This is a genomic window from Sphaerisporangium sp. NPDC051017 (genome assembly GCF_040683095.1).
GTDB lineage: Bacteria > Actinomycetota > Actinomycetes > Streptosporangiales > Streptosporangiaceae > Sphaerisporangium.
On the sequence record NZ_JBFBCI010000049.1, the window covers coordinates 39,701 to 60,467 of the forward strand.

16 protein-coding genes and 1 tRNA gene are annotated in these 20,767 nt (G+C 72.0%); 13 read left to right on the forward strand and 4 right to left on the reverse strand.

The window, feature by feature from the left end; translation table 11 throughout:
- The 3 genes from AB0M95_RS30330 to AB0M95_RS30340 are packed head-to-tail and all read left to right on the forward strand — an operon-like array spanning position 1 to position 5,163.
- Positions 1–801: a polysaccharide deacetylase family protein gene (locus AB0M95_RS30330; RefSeq protein ID WP_358512773.1), complete on the forward strand. Its 801-nt coding sequence runs from the start codon at positions 1–3 to the stop codon at positions 799–801.
- Positions 794–2,239, forward strand: coding sequence for a hypothetical protein (locus AB0M95_RS30335; protein WP_363771779.1), 1,446 nt, complete (start codon positions 794–796; stop codon positions 2,237–2,239). Before AB0M95_RS30330 ends, AB0M95_RS30335 begins: the two co-directional genes overlap by 8 nt.
- Positions 2,236–5,163, forward strand: a complete 2,928-nt coding sequence (locus AB0M95_RS30340; protein WP_363771782.1) for a hypothetical protein — start codon at positions 2,236–2,238, stop codon at positions 5,161–5,163. Before AB0M95_RS30335 ends, AB0M95_RS30340 begins: the two co-directional genes overlap by 4 nt.
- A gap of 73 nt (positions 5,164–5,236) precedes the next feature.
- Here AB0M95_RS30340 and AB0M95_RS30345 read toward each other — a convergent pair whose 3' ends face one another.
- On the reverse strand, positions 5,237–6,625 hold the full coding sequence (locus tag AB0M95_RS30345; RefSeq protein ID WP_363771785.1) for a xylan 1,4-beta-xylosidase: 1,389 nt from the start codon (positions 6,623–6,625) through the stop codon (positions 5,237–5,239).
- Positions 6,626–6,859: 234 nt separating this feature from the next.
- On the opposite strand from AB0M95_RS30345, the gene AB0M95_RS30350 reads away from it, so the two are divergent.
- The 3 genes from AB0M95_RS30350 (at position 6,860) to AB0M95_RS30360 (ending at position 9,981) form a co-directional block, all read left to right on the forward strand.
- Positions 6,860–7,492 carry a hypothetical protein gene (locus AB0M95_RS30350; protein WP_363771788.1) on the forward strand — a complete coding sequence of 211 codons (633 nt, stop codon included), beginning with the start codon at positions 6,860–6,862 and terminating at the stop codon, positions 7,490–7,492.
- A 121-nt stretch (positions 7,493–7,613) separates the two neighbouring features.
- Positions 7,614–8,696 carry a GNAT family N-acetyltransferase gene (locus tag AB0M95_RS30355; RefSeq protein WP_363771791.1) on the forward strand — a complete coding sequence of 361 codons (1,083 nt, stop codon included), beginning with the start codon at positions 7,614–7,616 and terminating at the stop codon, positions 8,694–8,696.
- A gap of 103 nt (positions 8,697–8,799) precedes the next feature.
- Positions 8,800–9,981 (forward strand): DegT/DnrJ/EryC1/StrS family aminotransferase, encoded by a 1,182-nt coding sequence (locus AB0M95_RS30360; protein ID WP_363771794.1) that lies wholly within the window; start codon positions 8,800–8,802, stop codon positions 9,979–9,981.
- 9 nt (positions 9,982–9,990) lie between these two features.
- On the opposite strand, the gene AB0M95_RS30365 is transcribed toward AB0M95_RS30360, so the two are convergent.
- The gene (locus AB0M95_RS30365) at positions 9,991–11,490 is read right to left on the reverse strand and encodes a PLP-dependent aminotransferase family protein (RefSeq protein WP_363771843.1); all 1,500 of its coding nucleotides are present in this window, start codon (positions 11,488–11,490) and stop codon (positions 9,991–9,993) included.
- 79 nt (positions 11,491–11,569) lie between these two features.
- On the opposite strand from AB0M95_RS30365, the gene AB0M95_RS30370 reads away from it, so the two are divergent.
- The 7 genes from AB0M95_RS30370 (at position 11,570) to AB0M95_RS30400 (ending at position 18,503) form a co-directional block, all read left to right on the forward strand.
- Entirely contained in the window at positions 11,570–12,220 is a 651-nt protein-coding gene (locus AB0M95_RS30370; RefSeq protein ID WP_363771797.1) for a pyridoxamine 5'-phosphate oxidase family protein, read from the forward strand.
- A gap of 177 nt (positions 12,221–12,397) precedes the next feature.
- Positions 12,398–14,101 (forward strand): serine/threonine-protein kinase, encoded by a 1,704-nt coding sequence (locus AB0M95_RS30375; RefSeq protein ID WP_363771800.1) that lies wholly within the window; start codon positions 12,398–12,400, stop codon positions 14,099–14,101.
- The gene (locus tag AB0M95_RS30380; protein ID WP_363771803.1) at positions 14,102–15,601 is read left to right on the forward strand and encodes a hypothetical protein; all 1,500 of its coding nucleotides are present in this window, start codon (positions 14,102–14,104) and stop codon (positions 15,599–15,601) included.
- 88 nt (positions 15,602–15,689) lie between these two features.
- Positions 15,690–17,282 carry a DUF2510 domain-containing protein gene (locus AB0M95_RS30385; protein WP_363771806.1) on the forward strand — a complete coding sequence of 531 codons (1,593 nt, stop codon included), beginning with the start codon at positions 15,690–15,692 and terminating at the stop codon, positions 17,280–17,282.
- A gap of 21 nt (positions 17,283–17,303) precedes the next feature.
- On the forward strand, positions 17,304–17,900 hold the full coding sequence (orn, locus tag AB0M95_RS30390; protein ID WP_363771809.1) for an oligoribonuclease: 597 nt from the start codon (positions 17,304–17,306) through the stop codon (positions 17,898–17,900).
- Between the two features lie 71 nt (positions 17,901–17,971).
- Positions 17,972–18,047: transfer RNA gene (locus tag AB0M95_RS30395), tRNA-His, on the forward strand.
- A 195-nt stretch (positions 18,048–18,242) separates the two neighbouring features.
- A complete protein-coding gene (locus tag AB0M95_RS30400; RefSeq protein ID WP_358512745.1) occupies positions 18,243–18,503 on the forward strand; it encodes a response regulator transcription factor in 261 nt (86 codons plus the stop codon).
- A gap of 111 nt (positions 18,504–18,614) precedes the next feature.
- Here the strand turns inward: AB0M95_RS30400 and lat are convergent, their stop codons facing one another.
- Together lat and AB0M95_RS30410 are read right to left on the reverse strand one after the other, a co-directional pair.
- On the reverse strand, positions 18,615–19,913 hold the full coding sequence (lat, locus tag AB0M95_RS30405; RefSeq protein ID WP_363771812.1) for an L-lysine 6-transaminase: 1,299 nt from the start codon (positions 19,911–19,913) through the stop codon (positions 18,615–18,617).
- Positions 19,914–20,060: 147 nt separating this feature from the next.
- Positions 20,061–20,654: an HdeD family acid-resistance protein gene (locus AB0M95_RS30410; RefSeq protein WP_363771815.1), complete on the reverse strand. Its 594-nt coding sequence runs from the start codon at positions 20,652–20,654 to the stop codon at positions 20,061–20,063.
- Positions 20,655–20,767: the final 113 nt, after the last annotated feature.

The following is a 20,767-nucleotide window of genomic DNA, read 5'->3' on the forward strand; positions in this document are numbered from 1 at the left end:
ATGCGCGTGCCGATCCTGATGTACCACTCCATCACCGACCGCCCCAACAGCGCCACCCGGCCGCTGGCGGTGCGCACGTCGGTGTTCGAAGCCCAGATGACCTACCTGAAGGACCGCGGGTTCACCCCCCTCACGCTCGCCGACCTGGTCGCCTCGCAGTACGGCACCGGCGGGGCCCCGGCCCCCGAGCGGCCCGTGGTCGTCACGTTCGACGACGGGTACGCCGACTTCCACGAACACGCGCTGCCCGTCCTCGAACGGCTGGGCTTACCCGCGACGGTGTTCCTCACCAGCGGGTGGGTGGACGACGCGGGCCCGGACGCCGCCGGCAAGCCGCTCGACCGCATGCTGAGCTGGAGCCAGGCCCGCGAGGCCGCGTCCTGCGGCATCGAGATCGCCGGGCACAGCCACAGCCATCCTCAGCTAGACCAGCTCCCCGACGCCGTGCTGCGCCAGGAGCTGCGCCGCAACAAGGCCCTGCTGGAGGACAAGGTGGGGCGCCCGGTCGCCACCATGGCCTACCCGTACGGTTACTCCAGCGCCCGAGTGCGCAGGGAGGTGCGCAAGGCGGGCTACTGGGCGGCGTGCGCGGTCGCCAACTCGCTGGCGGGCGACACCGACGACGTCATGGCGCTTTCCCGGCTCACCGTCGGCCGGTCCACGACCATGGACCGCTTCCGGCGCGCGGTCGAGGGGCGGGGCGTCCCGATCATCTACATGAAGGAACACGCGCTGACCAAGGGGTACGCGGTGGTGCGCCGGACGCGGTACGGCCTCCGCCACGTGGTCGGGCGTGAGTGACGCGACCGCGGGGGCGACGCCTGGCGTCGACGAGGGGGGTGAGACGGCCGTGACCACCACCATGGCCGGCGGACGGCGGGACCGGAAGGACGGCGGGGAGGAGGGACGGCTGGCGAGCCTGCGACGGCGGCTCATGCGCGACCTGCGCAACCCGCTCTTCCTCAACGGCTACGCCCTGATGGCCAACACCGGGGTCACCGCCGTCCTCGGCATGGGCTACTGGCTGCTCGCCGCCCGCCTGTACTCCCCGGAGGACTTCGGGCGCAGCCAGGCCCTGATCACCGCGATGCGGCTGTTCGCGGGGCTCACGGCCCTCGGGCTGACCGGCGCGCTGGCGCGGTTCATCCCCGTGGCGGGCAGACGCACCGGCGCGCTCATCGGCCGGGGCTACCTGATCGCCACCCTGACGGCGGTGGTCGCCGCCGGAGGGTTCCTGCTCACGCTGCCGTTCTGGGGCGAGAACTACGCCAAGCTGGCCGGCGCCGGGCCCGGGTTGTTCTTCCTGGCGTCGGTGGCGATCTGGTCGGTCTTCACGTTGCAGGACGTCGCGCTGGCCGGGCTGCGCAAGGCGGTCTGGGTGCCGGTGAACAGCGTGTGCTTCGGCCTGGTCAAGATGGGGCTGCTGGTCGCGCTGGCCGGGGCCCTGCCCGACGACGGCGTGTACGTCTCCTGGATCGTGCCCACCGCGCTCGCGCTGGTGCCGGTCAACTTCTTCATCTTCGGCGTGCTGGTCCCCCGGCACGCCCGCCGCGCGCCCGAGGACAGCCGCCCGCCCGGGCTGCGGGAGATCGGCCGCTTCCTGGCCGGCGACTACCCCGGGGCGTTCTCGGTGCTGGCCATCGTGTACTTCCTGCCGGTGTACGTCGCCTCGCGGGTGAGCGGGGAGCTGTTCGGCTACTTCGCCATGGCCCAGACGCTGGGGGCGATGATCGAGTTGCTGGCCATCAACATGGCCACGTCGCTGACCGTCGAGGGGTCCACCGAGCGGTCGCGGCTGGCCGCGAACTGCCGCCAGGCGTTACGCCGCGCGTACCTCATCATCGGGCCGGTCGCGGTCGTGACCTTCATCGCGGCGCCGCTGATCCTCTCGGTGTTCGGTCCCGGGTTCTCCGAGCACGGCACGCCGCTGCTCAGGCTCATGGCGCTCGCCGTGCTGCCGCGCGTGCTCATCGAGATCTACCTGAGCGCGCAGCGCGCCCAGAGCAAGGCCCGGACGCTGGCATTGGTGCAGATCGGGCTCGCCGTGCTCGTGCTGTCCTCGTCGGTCCTCCTGCTGCCGGTGGCGGGCATCGCGTCCGTCGGGTGGGGGCTGCTCTTCAGCGAGGTTCTGGTGGCTCTGCTGATTTTCGGCGGGCTCCGGAAAATTCTTAATCACGTGGAACCGCCGCAATCGTCTGGCGCGCGCGACACGCCAGAGGCCGCATCATGGTCAACGTGAGGCAACGGACGGGTGACGCGGCGCAGCGGGACGAGGCGGCCAAGGGGGCCGGGCAGGAGGCGGAGGTAGACGCCACGGCCACCACGACCACGGCGTCCGCCGCGTCCGCCGCGCAGGGCTCGCCGGACGACGTCCAGGACGACGACACCCAGGTGATCTCCGTGTCGGTGGTGTCGGAGCTCCTGGCGAACTCCGGACCGGCGCCCGCGCCGGACGCCGAGCCCGGCTCCAAGCCCCAGCCCGAGTCCGATTCCAAGCCGGTGTCCGAGCCGCTGTCCGAGCCCGAGAAGTCCGAGCCCGGGAAGTCCGAGCCCGAGGAGCCTGCGCCGGCGCCCGAGGTGGGCGGCTCCGGTGCGGAGTCCGGCACGGGTTCCAGGACCGCCCCCGAGCCGGAACCCCGGGCTCAGCGCGCCTCCGACCTCGATTCCATGTCGGACCTGGAGTGGTACGAGGCCACGGCGCCCCGCAGGTACGTCCGGCAGGTGCTCGCCACGCGCGAGCCCATCGAACCGGACACCGCGCCGCGCCCCGAGTCCGGCATGCGACCCGCCAGGGGAAACCCCGCCACGAGCGGCTCGCCCATAGGCGCGCCGGGCAAGGGTAAGTCCGCCAAGAGCAGGCCCGGCAAGGGAGGCGCGGGCAGGAGCGGACCGGCCAAGGGTGGGGCGGGCAAGGGTGGGGCGGGCAAGGGACGCGCGGGCAGCGTCGTCCCCGCCACGGCGAGCGGCGCCAAGGCGAGCGCCAACGGCGGCGCGGCGCGGCAGGCGCCCGCGGCGGCGACGTCCCCGGTGGCGCGGCTGGTGGCGAGCGCGCCCACGTGGCTGCCGCCGTTGCTGACCGTCGAGGGCCTGGTCATGTACGTGCTGGCGATGCGCGTGCCGTACGGCCCCATGCGCGGCGTCGACCTCGACAAGATCGACGGCCTCGGCCTGATCTCGGTGCTCCCGGTGACCGCCTTCGCCGCGATCGCACTGATCATCGTCTCGTTCTTCGTCACGCTGACGCAGAACACCGACCGCAAGGGCCTGCTGCTCCTCCAGCTCGGCGCGATCACCTTCACCCTGCACGGCGCGGCGGCGCTGATCGAGCCCGAGCCCCGCTTTCATACCGCCTGGGTGCACGCGGGCTTCGCCGAGTACATCGGCCGCGTCGGCGAGGCCCTGCCCGGCCTGGACGCGCGGTTCGCCTGGCCGGGTTTCTTCGCGCTGTTCGGCTTCGTGCTGCGCGCGGCGGGCATCGACGACCCGTCGCTCGTCCTGAAGTGGACGCCGTTCCTGTCGAACCTGCTGTACCTGCTGCCGTTCGTGCTGATCCTGCGCCGGCTCGTCGCGACGACGCGGGCGCGCTGGTTCGCCGCGCTGCTGTTCGTCCTCGTCCAGTGGATCGGCCAGGACTACTTCTCGCCCCAGGGCTTCACCTACGCGCTGTACCTGGTCTTCATCGCGATCCTGATGCGCTGGTTCGGCCGCGCGGAGCCGAGGACGGCGCCGCTGCCCGCCAAGGGCTTCCTGCGGCGGACGCTGGCCCGCCTGGACGGGCTCGCGCCCGGCGAGCTGCCGGCGAGGCCGACGACGGTGACCGACCGCGTCGTGCTGCTGACCCTCGTGGTCGGCATCTTCGTGGCGACGACGGCCACCCACCAGATCACGCCGTTCATGATGCTGGGCGCGCTGACGGGGCTGATCCTGCTGCGGCGCAGCACGCTGTCTCTGGCGCTGCCGGTGTTCTTCGGCCTGATCGTCATCGCCTGGATCAACTACCAGGCGACGCCGTTCTGGAGCGGCCGCATCGACGAGCTGTTCGGCGGCATCGGCAAGATCTTCGCGAACCTCCAGGAGAACACCGGCGACCGGCTGGCGGGCACCGACCCCCAGCACGCCATCGTGCTCCAGGTGCGGCTGGCGATCTGCGGCGTGATCCTCGCGTTCGCCGCGACGGGCCTGCTGCGGCGGCTGCGGCGCGGGGTGGGCGACCGCAGCGCGCTGGTGTTGCTGTGCGTGCCCGTGCTGGCCCTCGGCCTGCAGAGCTACGGCGGCGAGATCGGCCTGCGCGTGTACATGTTCGCGCTGCCCGCGGCCTGCATCCTCGGCGCGTACGCGTTCTTCCCGAACCTGCCCGCGCACACGGCGGACGCGCGCGAGGGCGAGACGGTGCCCATCGGCCGCCGCTCGCTGCGGCCGTCCCCGGGCACGACGCGGAAGATCTCGGCGGTGCTGGCGGCGGGGACGGCGCTGGTGCTGGCGGTGGCGTTCCTGGTGGCGCGGTACGGCAACGAGAAGTTCGAGCGGGTCACCACGGGCGAGGCCGCGGCCATGGACTACGTCTACGCCCACGACCGGCCGAGCGCCCGCCTGCTGTACCTGGTGCCGGTCATCGGCGAGGAGGTCACGCCGACGATCCCGTGGCGCGAGCGGGACATCGACCGGGTGGAGTACGACCAGGCGCTGGTCACCAAGAACCCGGAGGACCTCAGCGGGCTGCTGACGGCGTTGCGCTCGAAGGCGGCCAACACCTTCGTGATCACCAGCCGGGGGCAGGCGGCGTACCTGGAGCTGAACCACGGCTTCTCCTCCGACTGGGGGAGGCGCTTCCGCGCGGCGCTGGAGGCCTCCACGAGCCTGAAGCGGGTGTACTCCAACGCCGACGCGGCGATCTATACGCTGCGCTCGTACCCGAGGGGGGCCGAGATCCCGCCGCCGACGGCGATGACGCTGGTCGGCGACCGGTCGACGCCGTGGACGCCGCTCGGCCTGGTCGCGCTGGCCCTGGCCGTGGCGACGTTGTTCGCCGCCGAGCTGGCACGGCTGCGCGCCCCGGATCGGGCGTCCAGCGGGCGGCGCAGGCTGATGGTGGTCGGCCTGCTGATGACGGCGGCCGCGCTGGCGGTCGTGGTGGAGCGGTTCCTGACCCTGACGTCGTTCTGACCCGGGACGGGCGCACCCCGCCGTCCCGGGCGGCCCGTCCTTCGCGGGCGGGCCGCCGGTCCCGGGAGGGGTCTCACCGACCCCGGTCGCTCCACTGGACGGCGTACGGCCCGAGCTGGAAGGGGCGGCCGTCGACCTGGACGGCGAGCTGCGCGTTCGTGGTGTTCACCATGATCATCTGCTTCTCCACGGCGAGCACCTGGACGCGTGGGTCGGAGACCGGGACGTCGACCAGTCGCGCGCCCGCCGGGAACCAGCGCGTGAACCCGCTCAGCAGGCCCGCCATGGGCATCTCCTGGCCATCGGCGGGCGACCACAGGCAGCCCGGGCAGTCGTCCCCACCCTTGCGCTGGGGGTTCCAGTAGAGGGCCGTCGCGGCCCCGCTCCTGGCGAACTCCATCATGGCCACGGTCTGCACGGCCGTGCGGTGCTGCTCGTCCCAGTCGATGTTGTCCGGCGAGATGTACCACTCGGCCCACCAGACCGGCAGGTCGCCGCTCTGCTGCCGCAGCCAGGTGGTGACCGCGGAGAACTTCTTGAGCGCGGTGAACTCGTCGGGCACCAGCCCCCGGTCGTTGGTGGCCGAGGATGCGTCGACGACGATGAAGTCGGCGCCCTTCTTGTGATCCAGCCAGTACTGGATGCTCTCCAGCGGCCGGCTGTCGACGGCGCCCCACGGCCCCTTGAGGGTGGAGGAGTTGGCGCTGGAGATGTGGCTGTCGACGGGGATGTACGGCCCACCGACCTGGATCTTGGGGTTCACGGCCTTGAGCGCGTCGTAGACGCGGTTGTAAAGGTCGGTGTAGGCCTCGACATCCCAGTTGTTGTGCGCCTCGTCCCAGAAGCCTTTGAACTCGTTCCACACCATGTAGTGGGTGACGGTGGGATACCGCTTGGCGACGGTGGCGGCGAGTTCGGCGTAGTCGGCGAAGTGCTCGCGCCGGGGGGCGACCTCGATCTTGCCCCAGCTCGTGCGGCCCTCGGCGCCGCCCTTCATCCAGTCGGGGGCGCAGCAGAGGGTGAGGACCGGCTGGGCCTTGGTGGACGCCATCAGCTTGACCCGGCGGTCCAGGTCGCGGAAGTCGTACTTGCCGGGCGCGGGCTCGGGGTTGCCCGCCCCCCAGCCCATGATGTGCTGGTTCTGCACCATGGGAACCCTGCTGAACAGGTCTTTCACCCGGTCGCGAACCTCGGCGGCCTCGTTGTCTGCGCTGTACTGGGTGTGGGTGACGCCCCAGCGCGGCCAGCTGTCCACCACGGGGGGCGCTTCGAGGCTGGGCGGCGGCTGCGGCGTGGCGAGGATCGTCGCGGCCACGCCCTCGCCGCGGTCGGCACCCCGCTGCGCGGCGACCACCAGGAGGCCGACCACCATGGCCAGGGCGACGAGCCCCGCGCCCGCGGCCACCGGACCTCGGGGGATGTAGCGACGCCGGGCATGCCGGCCACCACCGTTGTCCAACACTTCGCCACCGTATCCGCTCGCGCTTGCAGAACCCTTGCATGCTCCCACTCCTGGCGACGCCACGGATGCGGGCCGTCATCACAAGGAGGGATCGCGGCCACCACCAGACCGCTCATTAAGCGCACTAACCACTCAAGTTCGCTTATGCGTATCTAAGTAATTATCAAAGATCCAAGGTGTCAACTTGGCATGAAAGCGGTATGAATCCGGCGACCGAGGATTTGAGGGGGCACAGTGGCCCAGGCATGGCTGCCCGTCGCCAGTCGAATTCCCGCTCTTGAGGACTCCGGACCCATGGCCGGGGGCGCTCCCCGGGTGGTCTGGTTCATCTGGCCTACCGATCCCCAGCGGGTCACGGCCAGATCCGTCGCCCAGCGGCTCGTACAGATCAAACGTCCCGCCCATCTCGTCTGGAATCCCCTCTCGGGGCAGATCATCCAGTCTCTGCCCCCCACACGGGCGGCGAATGGCCTGCCGGGAGATCTCAACCGGCAGGGCAGGGTCTGCGTGCAGATCCGCGTGCTCGGATCGGTGGAGGAGCCCTTCACCGAGAGCAAACTCGACGGGCTGGACGACATCCTGGCGTGGCTGGACTCCTGGGAGGTGCCGCGGCTGTGGCCCGCCGGGCCCCCGCTCCCCTACCCTCACTCGGTGGCGGTCCAGGGCAGCCGCCGACTGTGGGCGAGAGGCGGGCACTTCGGCAACTCGCAGGTCCCCGGCACGTCCGAGGGGGACCCGGGGCCGATCGACGTCGACCGCATCGTCGGCGGGCACGCCGCGAACCTGAACGCGCCCCGGCCCCACGATGGGATGGAGTCGCGCGAGAATGGACGCCCGGTGGACCCCGTGAACGCGGTGGAACGATAATCGATCGGAATCGCGAACAGCACCGTGATCTGATCTTTATCGTACTATTACATCGTAGGCACCAAGCTGGGTGGAAGGCGCGAGCCTGGCCCGCGTCGCTAGGTACCCCCAGTAGGAGCCCATGCGCATATCCGTGGTTCACCCTCGCGAGCTCGGCCCGTCCGAGACGGCCCGGTGGCGTGCTCTGCAGAGCGCCGACCCGGCCCTGGACAACCCGTTCCTGTCGCCGGAGTTCACGATCGAGACCGGCCGCGTGCGCGAGCAGGCGCGCGTCGCCGTGCTGACCGACGGCGGTGACATCGTGGGGTACTTCCCCTTCGAGCGTCACCAGCTCGGCATCGGCAGGCCGGTCGCGGCGGGGCTGACCGACGCCCAGGGCATGATCCACGTCAAGGACATCGAGTTCTCGGCCCACGAGCTGATGAAGGCGTGCGGGCTCGCGGTCTTCGAGTTCGACCACCTGCTCGCGGGCCAGCCGCTGGTGCCGGCCAAGCACTCGCGGCACCCGTCCCCGGTGATCGACCTGTCCGACGGCTACGCGGCGTACGTCGAGACGCTCAAGCAGGTCTCCGGCAAGACGTACAAGAGCACGGCGTACAAGAGCCGGAAGCTCGGGCGTGACTTCGGCGAGCTGCGCCACGACTACGGGATCCAGGACCAGGCCGTCCTGCGCGTCCTCACCGACTGGAAGACCGACCAGTACCGCAGGACCGGCCGCGCCGACCGGTTCTCGCGGCCGTGGATCACGAAGCTGGTCGAGAACCTGCTGCGGATCGACACCGAGCACTTCGGCGGCTCGCTCGACATGGTGTACGTCGGCGACCGCCCGGTGGCGGGCCATTTCGGGCTGCGCACCAAGACCACCCTCGCCGGATGGTTCCCCGCCTACGACACGGCCTTCGCCAAGTACTCGCCCGGCCTGATCCACCACCTGGCGATGGCCGAGCGCGCCGCCGAGGCCGGAATCCGGCTCATCGACATGGGGCGGGGCGAGAAGGAGTACAAGGAGAAGCTGAAGACCGGCGAGCTGTGGGTGACCGAGGGCAGGATCGCCCGCGCCACCCCGGGGGCCGGAGTTCACTGGCTCGTGCGCGTTCCCGTCCGGAAGGCCCGTGGAACGGTCCTCGCCAACTCGATGCTGCGCGAGACCGCCGACCTGGCCCTCAAGACCTACGGCCGCATCCGCACCTCCCTCGCCTCCTGACGCCGTGCGCGCGAGCGCCGGTCGTCTCCGCTCCGCGCACGGACGCCCGCATTGCGCTACGTTGCTGGTTCGTGGCGGGACCGGGCGGTGAAAAGAGGCAGCGGTGAGCCCCGAAAAGATCATTGCGGCGCGCACGGGCCGCGAAAGCGTGTACCTCCCCTCCAACCGGCTGGGGCTGTACCTCGCGCTGCGCCATTGGTGCACTCCGGGGCAGCGGCTGCTCATGTCGCCCATCTCGGCTGACGAGATCCTCTTCCTCGTCCTCGCCGCCGGGCTGATCCCGGTGATCGCGCCGATCTCGATCCTCGACGGCAACATCGACGCCGCGCGGGCCCTGCTCGGCACGGTGGACGCCGTGCTGACCACCAACCTGTACGGCCTGCCGGACGATGTGATGGCCATGACGGGCCTGGTGGTGATCGAGGACGTCGCCCACGCCGCCGAGACGTCCGTCGACGGCCGCCCGCTCGGCACCTTCGGCGTCGCCGGGGTGTTCAGCCTGTCCAAGCACGCGGGCGCGGGGTCGGGGGGCGTCCTCGTGGTGGACGGCGCCGCCGACCGTCGCGCGCTGGAGCACGAGCGCGACCTGCTGCTCCAGCCGGGCGCCCTGCGCAGGGACCTGCTGGGCGTCGCCACGTCGGCCGCCCGCCACCTGGCGCTCCGGCTCGACCTGGCGCGGCCCGCGATGCTGCTCGCCCGCGCGCTCGGCATGCAGGAGGCGCGCGAGGGCTACCGCATCGCGCTGCGGCCGGACGAGTTACGCAAGGCGATGGGCATAGGGATGGACGCCTCGCCCGGGCCTGCCGCGCCGGGCCTGCCGCCGCTGGACTCCTGGGTGCGCGCCGACCTGCACGACTACCGGCACGCGCGCGGCGCGGTCTCCCGCTGGTACCAGGGCCGGTGCCTGGCCCGCCTGCCGCGCGAGCGCGACCGCCGCCTCGCCGGGGTGGCCCGGCTGGCCGAGCTGCCCACGGCCGCCGGGGCCGTGCGCGCGCACACCGGCCAGCCGCTGTTCCGGGTGCCGCTGCTCGTGGCCGACCGCGACCGGGCCATCGCCACGCTGGAGCGGCGCGGCGTCCCCACCGGCTACCTGTACGACCCGCCGTACGACACCTACGCCGAGGCGTTCGTCGAGCCCTCGCCCGACCCGGAGCTCGCCCGCTGGTGGGCGCGGCACGTCCTGCCCGTCGACCCGCTCTACGCCGGGCGCGCCCTCCCCGTCGTCGAGACCCTCCAGCCGGCCCCGCCCCCGCCGGGCGACCGCTCGCTGCCCAACGCCGCCTGAGCGCGCGGGTCAGGCGTCCGGCAGCAGGGCGCGGATGACCGCGCAGGCCTTCCTGACCTCGGCGAGCGACGCCGAGCCGTAGCCGATCACCAGGCCGTGGGCCGTGACCGGGCCGTGGTGGTGGCGGGCGGTCGTGTCGAGCAGCACGCCGTGCCGGGCCGCGGCCTCCACCAGGGGCTCCACGGCCCCGGCCGGCAGGCCGAGGAAGACGTGCAGCCCGGCGGACACGCCGAGGACGCGCGCTCCGAGGGCCTCGACGATGGCGGCGCGGCGGCGGGCGTACTCCAGCCGCATGCGCCGCAGGTGCCGGTCCAGGTCGCCGCTCTCCAGCAGTACCGACACCGCCTCCTGCACCGGCCCGGACGTGCGGTCGGCCAGCGACTTCCGGACACGGGCGACGCGCGCGAGCAGCTCGGGCGTGGCCACCAGCCAGCCGATGCCGACGTCGGGGGCGAGCGACTTCGACAGCGTGCCGAGCAGCACCACCCGCCCGGGGTCGAGGCCGTACAGGGCGGGCAGCGGCGCCACGTCGTAGCGGAACTCGGCGTCGTAGTCGTCCTCCACGACGGTCGCGCCCGTGCGCCCGGCCCAGGCGAGCAGCCGCTCCCTGCGGGCGATCGGCAGGCGTCCGCCGAGGGGGTACTGGTGGGCGGGGGTGGTGTAGAGCACCCGCAGGTCGTCCGGCAGGCCCGCGACGACCACGCCCTGCTCGTCCACCGGGCACGTGACGACGCGCCCGCCCCGCGCGGCCAGCACGTGGCGCGCGGTGCGGTACCCGGGCTCCTCGACCCCGGCGCCGTCCCCCGGCCGCAGCAGGGTGGCGGCGACCAGGTCGAGCCCGTTGCCGGTGCCCCGGGTGACCATCACGTTCTCCGGCCCGGCGGGGACGGCCCTGGCCCTGCGCAGGTGGGCGGCCAGCAGCTCCCGCAGGCGGGGGTGCCCGTAGGGGTCGACGTACGCCTGCGGCGGCAGGTCGGCGGCGCGGCGCCAGGCCCGTTTCCAGGCGCGCTCGTCGTACCCGCGCACCCACGGGCGTCCGGGCCGCAGGTCGATCACCCCCGGGGGCGGCGGCCGGGTCTCGACCCACGATTCCGGGGCCGGTTCCGGGCGGCCCGTGCCCTCCCCCGCCGGCCCCGCGCCCGGCGTGCGCGCCCGGCCGTTCGCGGACACCCGGCCGTTCCACGGAGGGTCGCGCCTCGGCGGGCCCGGCTTGAACAGGTCCGACTTCGGCAGGCCCGGCTTCGGCAGGCCCGTCAGGCTCGCGACGTAGGTGCCCGACCCGTGCCGTCCCTCCAGCCATCCCTCGGCGTAGAGCTGCTGGAACGCCTCGGTCACGACCGTGCGGCTCACGTCCAGCAGGCGCGCTAGGCTCCGGCTGGAGGGCAGGCGCTCCCCCGACCTGAGCATGCCCGCGCGCACGCCGTCCCGGAGCTGGTCGCCGAGCTGCACGGCGAGCGGGACCGGCGCATTCCGGTCGAGCGTCAGCGGAAGGTCGACGTGCCCGCGCAACGTGGGCCCCAAAGTGGTCTCCCGGAAGTGGTCGCCAGTGGACGTCCACAACCGTCCACTTCTTCCTTACGGTAGCCGCATGCTCTCCACGACCGCACGCACCACCCTGAACCGTTCGAAGGAACGGGGCCGCACCGACCGCTCCGAGCTGTACGCCGTCCTCGACGCGGGGCTGCTCTGCCACCTCGGCGTCGTCGTCGACGGCGCCCCGCGCGTGATCCCGACAGGCTACGGCCGGATCGGCGACACGCTCTACCTGCACGGGTCCACCGGCGCCACCTCGCTGCGCGCGGCCGGCGAGGTCTGCGTGACCGTGACCCACGTGGACGGCATCGTGCTCGCGCGCTCGGTGTTCCACCACTCGATGAACTACCGCTCCGCGATGATCTACGGCACCCCGCGGGCCGTGGTGGACGAGGAGGAGCGGCTGGAGGGCCTGCGGGCGATCACCGAGCAGCTCGCGCCCGGCCAGTGGGACACCACGCGCCTGCCCAACCGCAAGGAGCTGGCCGCGACGGCGGTGGTGGCGCTGTCGCTCGCCGAGGCGTCGGTCAAGGTGCGCCAGGGGCCGCCGAACGACGACGAGGAGGACTACGCGCTGCCGGTGTGGGCGGGCGTGCTGCCGCTGCGGGCGAGCTGGGACCGCCCGGAACCGGACCCGGCCCTGCCGCACGATGTCCCGGTCCCGGCGCACATCTCGGGCCGTCCCGCGCCCGGCCGGGCGGGCTGACCCCCCGGGCCCTCTGGGCGTCTCACATGGTCTCGCGGGCCCTCGTGCAGGACCGAAATTACTGACAATCGCCGCCACAACATGCCAAATATCCGTTTAAGCACCTCAGAGCGGCCACGCCGTCGTTAAGCTTCGTTCTCGCGTCACGGGTGGGGGCCCGGCACATAAGGAGACCGAATGGACGGCCACATGGGGGCCATGGGGGCATGGCGAGTGCCCGGATACACCGAGATACGAGATCTCGGCGCGGGCGGCTCGGGGCGTGTCGTGATGGCACGCTACGAGGCCGACGGAACGATGGTCGCGATCAAATACCTGTCCGACGACCTCGTCTCCGATCCAGGCTTCCTGATCAGATTCCGGCACGAGGCCCGGCTGCTCGAACTGCTCGACAGCCCGCACACCGCCCGGTTCTACGAGTACGTCGAGAACAACGGCCGCGCGGCCATCGTCATGGAGGTCGTCAACGGCGTCTCGCTGCGCACGCTGCTGCGCTCGGAGGGCCCGACCGGGGCCGAGGCGGCGCTCGTCCTGCTGAAGGGCTCGCTGCTGGGCCTCGGCGCGGCGCACTCCAACGGGCTCGTGCACCGGGACTTCAAGCCCGACAACATCCTCATCGACGGCGCCGGCCACAGCAAGCTGGTGGACTTCGGCATCGCCGTGCGCGTCGGCGACGGCGTCAGCGGGGCGGGCACGCCGCCGTACATGGCGCCTGAGCAGTGGGCGGGCGCACCCGCCGGGCCGAGCACCGACGTCTACGCGGCGACGATCGTCTTCTTCGAGTGCCTCACCGGGACGCGGCCCTTCCAGTCGCACAACGCCGCGGTGCTCGCCCGGCAGCACCAGTCGATGCCGCCGCCCGTCGAGCAGGTGCCCCCGCCGCTGCGCGGGCTGATCGAGCGGGGCCTGGCCAAGCACCCGGCCGACCGTCCCGCCTCGGCCGAGGAGTTCCTGGCCGAGCTCGAAGCCGTCGCCGTCGAGACCTACGGCAACGACTGGGAGGAACGCGGACGGCGCCGCCTCGCCGCCCTCGCCGGCCTGCTCGTGCTGCTGTTCCCCCTCGGGGAGGACGCGCCCGAGGCGGGCGCCTCGCTCGCCGAGTCCGACCTCGGCCACCGGCGGGGCTTCCAGAGGCTCAGCGTCAAGATCGCGATCGGCGCGGTCGGCCTGGCGGCCGTCTCGGCGATCACCGCCGTGCTGGTCGGGTCCCTCGGGGACACCTCCCTGCAGGCCCAGACCACGGTGATCACACCCACCCCGACCGTGGTGGAGACGGTGACGACCGGCGGCAGCCCGGAGCCGGCCATCGACGACACCCCGGTCGAGGACCCGACGGAGACGCCGTCCAAGGAGCCGTCCGAGACGACCTCCCCCGAGCCGTCCACGCCGCAGAACACCGCCGGAGCGCCGACGACCGCCGCTCCCGCGCCCACCGCCACCACGAAGACGCCCACGCCGAAACCTTCTCCCACCAAGAAGCCGACCAAGAAGCCGACCGCCTCCCCCAAGCCCACGGCGACCGACGAGGAGTCGGACCCGAACGTGAAGAATCCGGTGCCGTCGGGCAAGCCCAAGCCGTCGCCCACCCCGACCCCCACACGCACGACTCCGTCCCCGACCCCGACCCCGACGGAGGAGCCGACCCCCACCCCGACCGAGTCCTCGTCGCCCCCGAGCGAGACGCCGAGCAGCAGCGGCTCCGGGGAGACCCCGCGCGGCGACACGAGCGAGGCGCCCGCGACCCCCGCGCCCTCCGATCCGCCGAGCCGCGGCGGCGACCTGCCCACGCTTCTCACCATCGGGCTGGTGACGACGGGCACGGTTCCCGCCACACTGGTCGTGAAGAAGCACATGGCGGGACGGCACCGGAGGCAGGGGTAGATGCCCGACGGCGGCGATATCACGGGGTACCGGCTCGCGCCACGCTCGCGCACCGGCGAGGTGGGCACCTGGTACGACGCCGTGGCGCCGGACGGCGGCCGGGCCGCGGCGCTGAGGTTCGATCCCCGGGCGCTCTCGGCCCCTGGCGCGCGCGAGCGGGTGGTAGCGGCGGTCGTCGAGGATCGCCGCCTGGCCCAGACCGGCCTGACAGGGCTGCTGCCCGTCGCCGACCTGGTGGCCGCGGGCGGGGAGGTCTGGCTGCTGACGTCCCGCCCCGCCATCCCGTCCCTGGTCGACCTGGTGAACGGCCCGGCCGGAGGCCCCGACGCGGGCAGCGCGGCCACCGTCCTGGTGGAGACCGCGCAGACCCTGCTCGCCGTGCACGCGGCCGGGCTGTCGCACGGCGCCCTCGGCCCCGGCACGATCGTGATCGGCGAGGACGGCACCGCGCTGCTGGCGGAACGCGGCCTGGCCGCGGCCCTGTGGGGCGGCGAGGCCTCGCCCGGTCAGGACGTCGCGGCGTGGGCGTCCCTGGCCAGGGGGCTGGCTGCGGGCTGGGCGGCGGGGTCACCCGAGGCGGCGCGCCTGTTCGAGCGGGCGGCGGCCACGGCGGCCGCGAACGGCCTGAGCGCCGCGCGCGACACGCTCCTGGCCGGGCGCGACCTGCTGCCGGCCGGGTTCACCACCCGCGACCGGCTCGTGCGCACGATCCAGCAGTGGGCGGCGGCCGACGTCCCGACGGGACGGCCCGCGCCGCACGACCCGTACGGCGCGCCCGGGGTCGACCAGGGCGAGGTCGTGACGCTGCTCTACAACACCGGCCCGGGCGGGACGCAGCCCCCGGCCGGCGCGGCCGGGCCGGGCCTCGCGGGCGCGATCGGCGCGGCGGGCGCGGCCGGGGCCGTCGCCGAGCCGCCCCTGGACGGCTGGGCCGGCACCGCCAACGCGGGGACCACCCCGACGGCGGCGAGCGGCGAGATGCGCTTCGGGCCCGGGGTCCCCGCGGACACGACGGCCGCGCAGATCTGGCGGGCGGGGCAGCAGCAACAGAACACCGTCGCCGCCAAGGACCGGCTGAGAGGCCGTCCGCCCCGGCGCCGCCGTCGCGGGGGCGTGCTGTGGACGGGCGTGCTGTTCGTGCTGATCCTCGCCGTCGGGCTGTACCTGTGGACGCAGCGCGCCGCGCCACTGTCGGTCCTGGCGGTGGACGTGAAGGCGCCCAAGCCCAAGGGGTGTGACGTCACGGTCGACGTCGTGGGCTTGCTCACCACCAACGGGTCCTCGGGCCAGGTCAGCTATCAGTGGTGGCGCAGCGACCGCGAGGATCCGATCGAGCAGACCGACACGATCCCGTCCGGCTCGACGACCTACGAGCTGCACTTCCCGTGGAAGGTGAAGGGCGAGGGCACCCAGAAGTACACGGCCAAGCTGCGTGTCCTGTCGCCCACCGGGCCGGGGACTCCGCTGGAGGACAAGGCCTCGTTCACCTATAAATGCTGACCGGGCACATCACAGTCCGACGTAGCCGACCGCGCCCGCCTTGTGCCTGCAAATGCGCGATAACGGCAATGTCACTATTGTGACGGGCATGACGCAGACCCCCGCCGGCTGGTACCCAGACCCGTACGGAACCCCCCAATTGCGTTGGTGGGATGGCACGCAGTGGACCGATGCCACCCACCCGTTGGAGAATTCCCTGGGTCAGAGCGGGCCCGTGACCACCGGCCAGTGGGCGCCGCCCGGGCCGTCGGTGCCGGGAGGAAGCGCGCCCCAATCGGGCGACGCCGCCCAGTCCGGCCCGGCTCCCCAGTCAGGTCAGGTTCCTCAGCCCGGCCCGGTTTCTCAATCCGGGCCGGTTTCTCAGCCGGGCGCGGCGAACCAGTTCGGCCCGGCTGCTCAGCAGGGGTCGCAGGGGGACACGGGCCCGAACCCCGTCCCGGGCGCCGCGTCCCCGCACGGCACCGGCCCGGGCGCGCCGCCGCAGGGGCAGCCTGGCACCGGCCCGTACCCGGCCCCGCCCGCCTCTGCGCCGCAGTTCCTGCCGCAGGGGTCGCAGCAGGGTCCTCCGCCCGGACCGCAGGGCCCCCCGCCGGCAGGGCAGCAGGGCCCTCAGCCGACGGCCGTCTACCAGCAGCCGGGCGCTCCCCAGGGGACGGCCCAGTTCGCTCCCCCCGGAGGAACCCAGTACCCCTCCCCCGGGCCGTACGCGCCTCCGGGCGGCCCGCAGGGGGCGCCGACCGGCCCGTACGGCGCGCCCGCGCAGCAGCAGTGGGGCCAGCCGGGGAACGCGGGCAACTACGGAAACCCCGGAAACCCCGGAAACACCGCGCAGTTCTCGATGCCCGAGTTCGGGGGCACGCCGCCTCCGCCGAAGAAGAGCCCGATGCCGTGGGTGCTCGGCGGCGGGGCCCTGGTGATCCTGCTGGTCGTGGCCCTGGTGATCGGCTTCACCATCGTGCGCAGGAACGACGGGACGCCCACGGCCATCGACAGCCCGGCCCCGGTGCCGAGCGAGACCATCGAGCCCAGCGACCCGCAGATCACTCCCCCGCTGGAGACGCCGCCCACCCCGGGCCCGAGCCCCTCGTCCTCGATCGACTTCCCGGCCGTCCTGCCGCAGCCCAAGGGTGGCAGGGTGACCGACCCTGTGACGGGCGTCTCCTTCACGTTCCCCGGCGCCCCGTGGGCGGTGCCGGAGTGGGCGGTGTTCAACGGGAACGGCCCCGAGGACCCGGGTTTCCCGATGTGGACGGCGGGCTACCAGGCCCTCTCGCAGAAGGACATCGACGGCCAGGGCCAGGGCCACGACTGGGTGAGCCAGGTGGCGTCCGCCCGCCTGCCGAAGGCGTTCGAGTACACGGGGGCGGGCGGCTTGCGCGGCGCGGTCAAGTCGGTGCTGCTCCAGTATGAGCCGATCTTCTACTCCCCGCCCCACAAGAGCAAGATCATCAAGGACGAGGCGATCGAGGTCAGCGGCAAGAAGGCGTGGCTGCTGCGGTTCGAGTTGGACTTCACCGCCCAGGCGAAGAAGAACGGGTGGAAGTTCCAGAAGGAAGAGGGGTTCTACCTGGTCATCGACCAGGGGCCGCAAGACCGGCCTACCCTCGTGTACGCCTCCGTGCCGGACAATCTGGACACGAAGGTGATAGATCGCGTACTGGACTCTCTCAAAGCCTCGTGACCGGGCACTACGCTGAGCATTATGAGTGACCTGCTGGTCTGGATCGACTGTGAGATGACCGGGCTCGATCTGGGCCGTGACGCGCTGGTCGAGGTCGCGTGCGTCGTGACCGACGGCGAGTTGAACCAACTCGACGAGGGCGTGGACGTCATCATCAAGCCGCCGAGGGAGGCCCTGGAGCAGATGTCGGAGGTCGTGCGCCAGATGCACACCTCCTCAGGTCTGCTCCCCGTCCTCGGCCAGGGCGTCACGCTCGCGGAGGCCGAGTCTCTGGTTCTGGAGTACATCCGGCGGCACGTCCCCGAGCCCAAGAAGGCGCCGCTGTGCGGCAACTCCATCTCCACCGACCGCTCCTTCATCGCGCGTGACATGCCCGCCGTCGACGCCTACCTGCACTACCGCATGGTCGACGTCTCCTCGGTCAAGGAGCTGGTGCGCCGCTGGTACCCGCGGGTCTACTTCGCCTCCCCCGCCAAGCAGGGCGGGCACCGCGCGCTCGCCGACATCACCGAGAGCGTGCAGGAGATGAGGTACTACCGCGCGGCGGTTTTCGTCCCGCAGCCGGGCCCCGATTCCGCCACCGCACGGGAAGTCGCCGAGGCCATCACCGGATCTTGACCCGCCGCGGCGCCAGGACCCCGCAAAGCCCGCTACACTTTTCCTGTGCCGCCGCGCGATCAGCGGCCATGGTGGGTGTAGCTCAGTTGGCAGAGCGCCAGGTTGTGGTCCTGGATGTCGTGGGTTCAAGTCCCATCACTCACCCCAACGGTCGATGGCCGGTCCAGACGGACCGGCCATCGCGTTTTTACCGGACAACCCCACCCCTACCGGGGAAATTAGCCTTTCTCCGGCAGCCTCGACCCCAAAGAATGGGACGGCGGGCTATGCTCGCACAGAACCGCTACGCCGTCAGCGCGGGGGGCTCGGCGATCTGACAAGATTCGTGCCACCGGAGGCCGGATGAGTGTCGATGACGCCAGGTACAACGAGCACGCGCACACCGGGTTGAGTAAACGCGAGGCCGAGGTGATGGACCTGATCGCGACGGGACATTCGAACGGAGAGATCGCCCAGCGGCTCTTCCTCAGCGAGAAGACCGTCAAGAACCACGTCAACCGCATCTACTCCAAGCTCGGCGCCGACTCCCGGGTGACCGCCATCGGCCTGTGGCGAGGGCTCACGGCGCCCCCCGAACCCGCCGTGCCGGAGGCTCGGCCATAGGCACAGCGGGGCGCGGCGGTGTTCTGGAGTCCTCACGCGTGAGGGCGGAAGAACGCCGCCAAAAGGGGCGCCCCGAACCGCCGCGCCGAAGGCGCGGAAATTGGCACAGTCCTAGGCGGGCACGGTCGTCGCGTCGCGGGCCGCCGTGAGCGCGCGCCCGAGCGCCGCCAGGCCGTGCTCGATCTCCTCCGTGCGCACCGACAGCGCGGGGCGCAGCCGTACCGACCGCTCGCCGCAGGGCAGGACGAGCACGCCCTCGTCCTCGCGCATCGAGGCGACCAGGCGGTCCCTGCCGGAGGTGACGTCGAACGCGCACATGAGGCCCCTGCCCCTGGCGTTGCGCACGAGCCCGGGGAAGGTCGCCTCCAGCTTCCGCAGCCCGCCCAGCAGGCGCTCCCCGACCTTCGCGGCGCGCGGGATCAGTCCGTCCCGCTCGATGATCTCCAGCATGCGGCGCGAGCGCACCATGTCGGTCAGGCCGCCGCCCCAGGTCGAGTTGATCCGCCCGCTCACCTGGAAGACGTTGCCCTCGACCTCGTCCACTCGGCGGCCGGCCATGATCCCGCCGACCTGCACCTTCTTGGCGAAGGCCACGATGTCGGGCGCGAGGCCGAGCTGCTGGTAGGCCCACGGCGTGCCGGTGAGCCCGGCGCCGGTCTGCACCTCGTCCAGGACGAACAGCGCGTCGTTCTCGTGGCACAGGTGCTGCATGGCCTGGAGGAACTCCGGGCGCATGTGGTTGTCGCCGCCCTCGCCCTGGATCGGCTCGGCGATGAAGCAGGCGATGTCGTGCGGGTGGGCGGCGAAGGCGTCCCGCGCCTGGGCCAGCGCCCTGCGCTCGGCGGCCTCGACGTCCCCGAAGTGGATCGCGGGCACGTCGATCCTCGGCCAGTCGAAGATCGGGAAGCGGTCGGTCTTGATCGGCTCGGTGTTGGTCAGCGACAGGGTGTAGCCGCTGCGGCCGTGGAAGGCCCGGGTGAGGTGCAGCACCTTGGTGCCCAGCTCGCGGGGGCGGCCGCGGGCCTCGTTGTGGCGGCTCTTCCAGTCGAAGGCGCACTTGAGGGCGTTCTCCACGGCCAGCGCTCCGCCCTCGACGAAGAACAAGTGGGGCAGCTCGGGGTCGCCGAGCACGCGGGCGAAGGTCTCGGCGAAGTCGGCGAGGTGGACGCTGTACAGGTCGGAGTTCGCCGGCTTGTTGGCGGCGATCCTGCCGAGCAGGGAAATGAATTCGGGGTCGTCGTCGAACGGGTTGACGCCGAGCGGGGCCGAGGCGAAGAACGTGTAGAAGTCGAGGTAGCGGCGACCGGTGCCGGCGTCGACGATCCAGGACCCGCCGCTGCGCTCGAGATCCAGCTCCAGCCGGTAACCGTCGACGAGCAGGTGACGTGCGAGGCGGTCGAGGACGCTCATGGGCCCTCCTGGGTCGATGGAAGGTCGTACCCGAACTATTCCCCGCGAGTCTGTGATTATGTGAAGACTTTCCGGCCACGGCGTCGTGCGTCGAAAATTCTTCGCCCCACCGGCGTCCCCGCGACGTCGCCGGAACGTCGGACGTCCCTACATGGCGTGGGCGGCCGTGCCGGCGGCCCCGCGGTGGCCGAGGTCGTGGACCCGGTAGGCCAGCACCAGCAGCGAGACGCCGTACACGATCGCGAAGATCCCGATCAGCCAGGTCAGGGCGAGCGCGCCGGGGGCGGGCCAGACGAAGAGCAGGATTCCGAAGATGACCGAGAGAACGCCGGTGATCACCCACATCCACTCGGTCTCGCCGGCCTTGCGGCGCCGCAGGGCCGCGATGATCTCGGACACGCCGATGACGACCGCGTAGGCCGCGATCAGCATGAGCAGCGCGAACGCCGTGATGCCCGGCCAGATCCAGGCGATGATGCCCGCGATGACGCCGAGGACGCCGGCGACGATCATCCACATCCTGGAGCCACCGGGGTGGTGGCCGCGGAAGGCGCCGACGAGCGTGAAGATCCCGCTCACGATGGCGAAGATGCCGAAGAGGACCACCAGGGTCAGGAGCGTGATGAGCGGCCAGATGATGGCCAGGATGCCGAATACGATCGCGCAGGCCCCGCGCACCGCGAGAACCCACCATTGGCGGCCGGTCATCCCCGGGGCCGCCTGACCACTGACGTCGCGCATGTCGCCCTCCAAAGTCGAAATATCTCCGCCTCCATCACCACGTTTCCGTCCTATCCTGAAAGGTCACGACAGCAGACCAAGGCAGGTCCAAAAGCTGTCCACCAGGCGTCAAG

Bases quoted from the DNA above. Each gene is read 5' to 3' on its own strand.
- AB0M95_RS30330 (WP_358512773.1), top strand. From the start codon at position 1: ATGCGCGTGCCGATCCTGATGTACCACTCCATCACCGACCGCCCCAAC.
- AB0M95_RS30355 (WP_363771791.1), top strand. From the start codon at position 7,614: ATGCGCATATCCGTGGTTCACCCTCGCGAGCTCGGCCCGTCCGAGACG.
- AB0M95_RS30380 (WP_363771803.1), top strand. From the start codon at position 14,102: ATGCCCGACGGCGGCGATATCACGGGGTACCGGCTCGCGCCACGCTCG.
- AB0M95_RS30385 (WP_363771806.1), top strand. From the start codon at position 15,690: ATGACGCAGACCCCCGCCGGCTGGTACCCAGACCCGTACGGAACCCCC.
- AB0M95_RS30375 (WP_363771800.1), top strand. From the start codon at position 12,398: ATGGACGGCCACATGGGGGCCATGGGGGCATGGCGAGTGCCCGGATAC.
- AB0M95_RS30410 (WP_363771815.1), bottom strand. From the start codon at position 20,654: ATGCGCGACGTCAGTGGTCAGGCGGCCCCGGGGATGACCGGCCGCCAA.
- AB0M95_RS30400 (WP_358512745.1), top strand. From the start codon at position 18,243: ATGAGTGTCGATGACGCCAGGTACAACGAGCACGCGCACACCGGGTTG.
- orn (WP_363771809.1), top strand. From the start codon at position 17,304: ATGAGTGACCTGCTGGTCTGGATCGACTGTGAGATGACCGGGCTCGAT.
- lat (WP_363771812.1), bottom strand. From the start codon at position 19,913: ATGAGCGTCCTCGACCGCCTCGCACGTCACCTGCTCGTCGACGGTTAC.
- AB0M95_RS30370 (WP_363771797.1), top strand. From the start codon at position 11,570: ATGCTCTCCACGACCGCACGCACCACCCTGAACCGTTCGAAGGAACGG.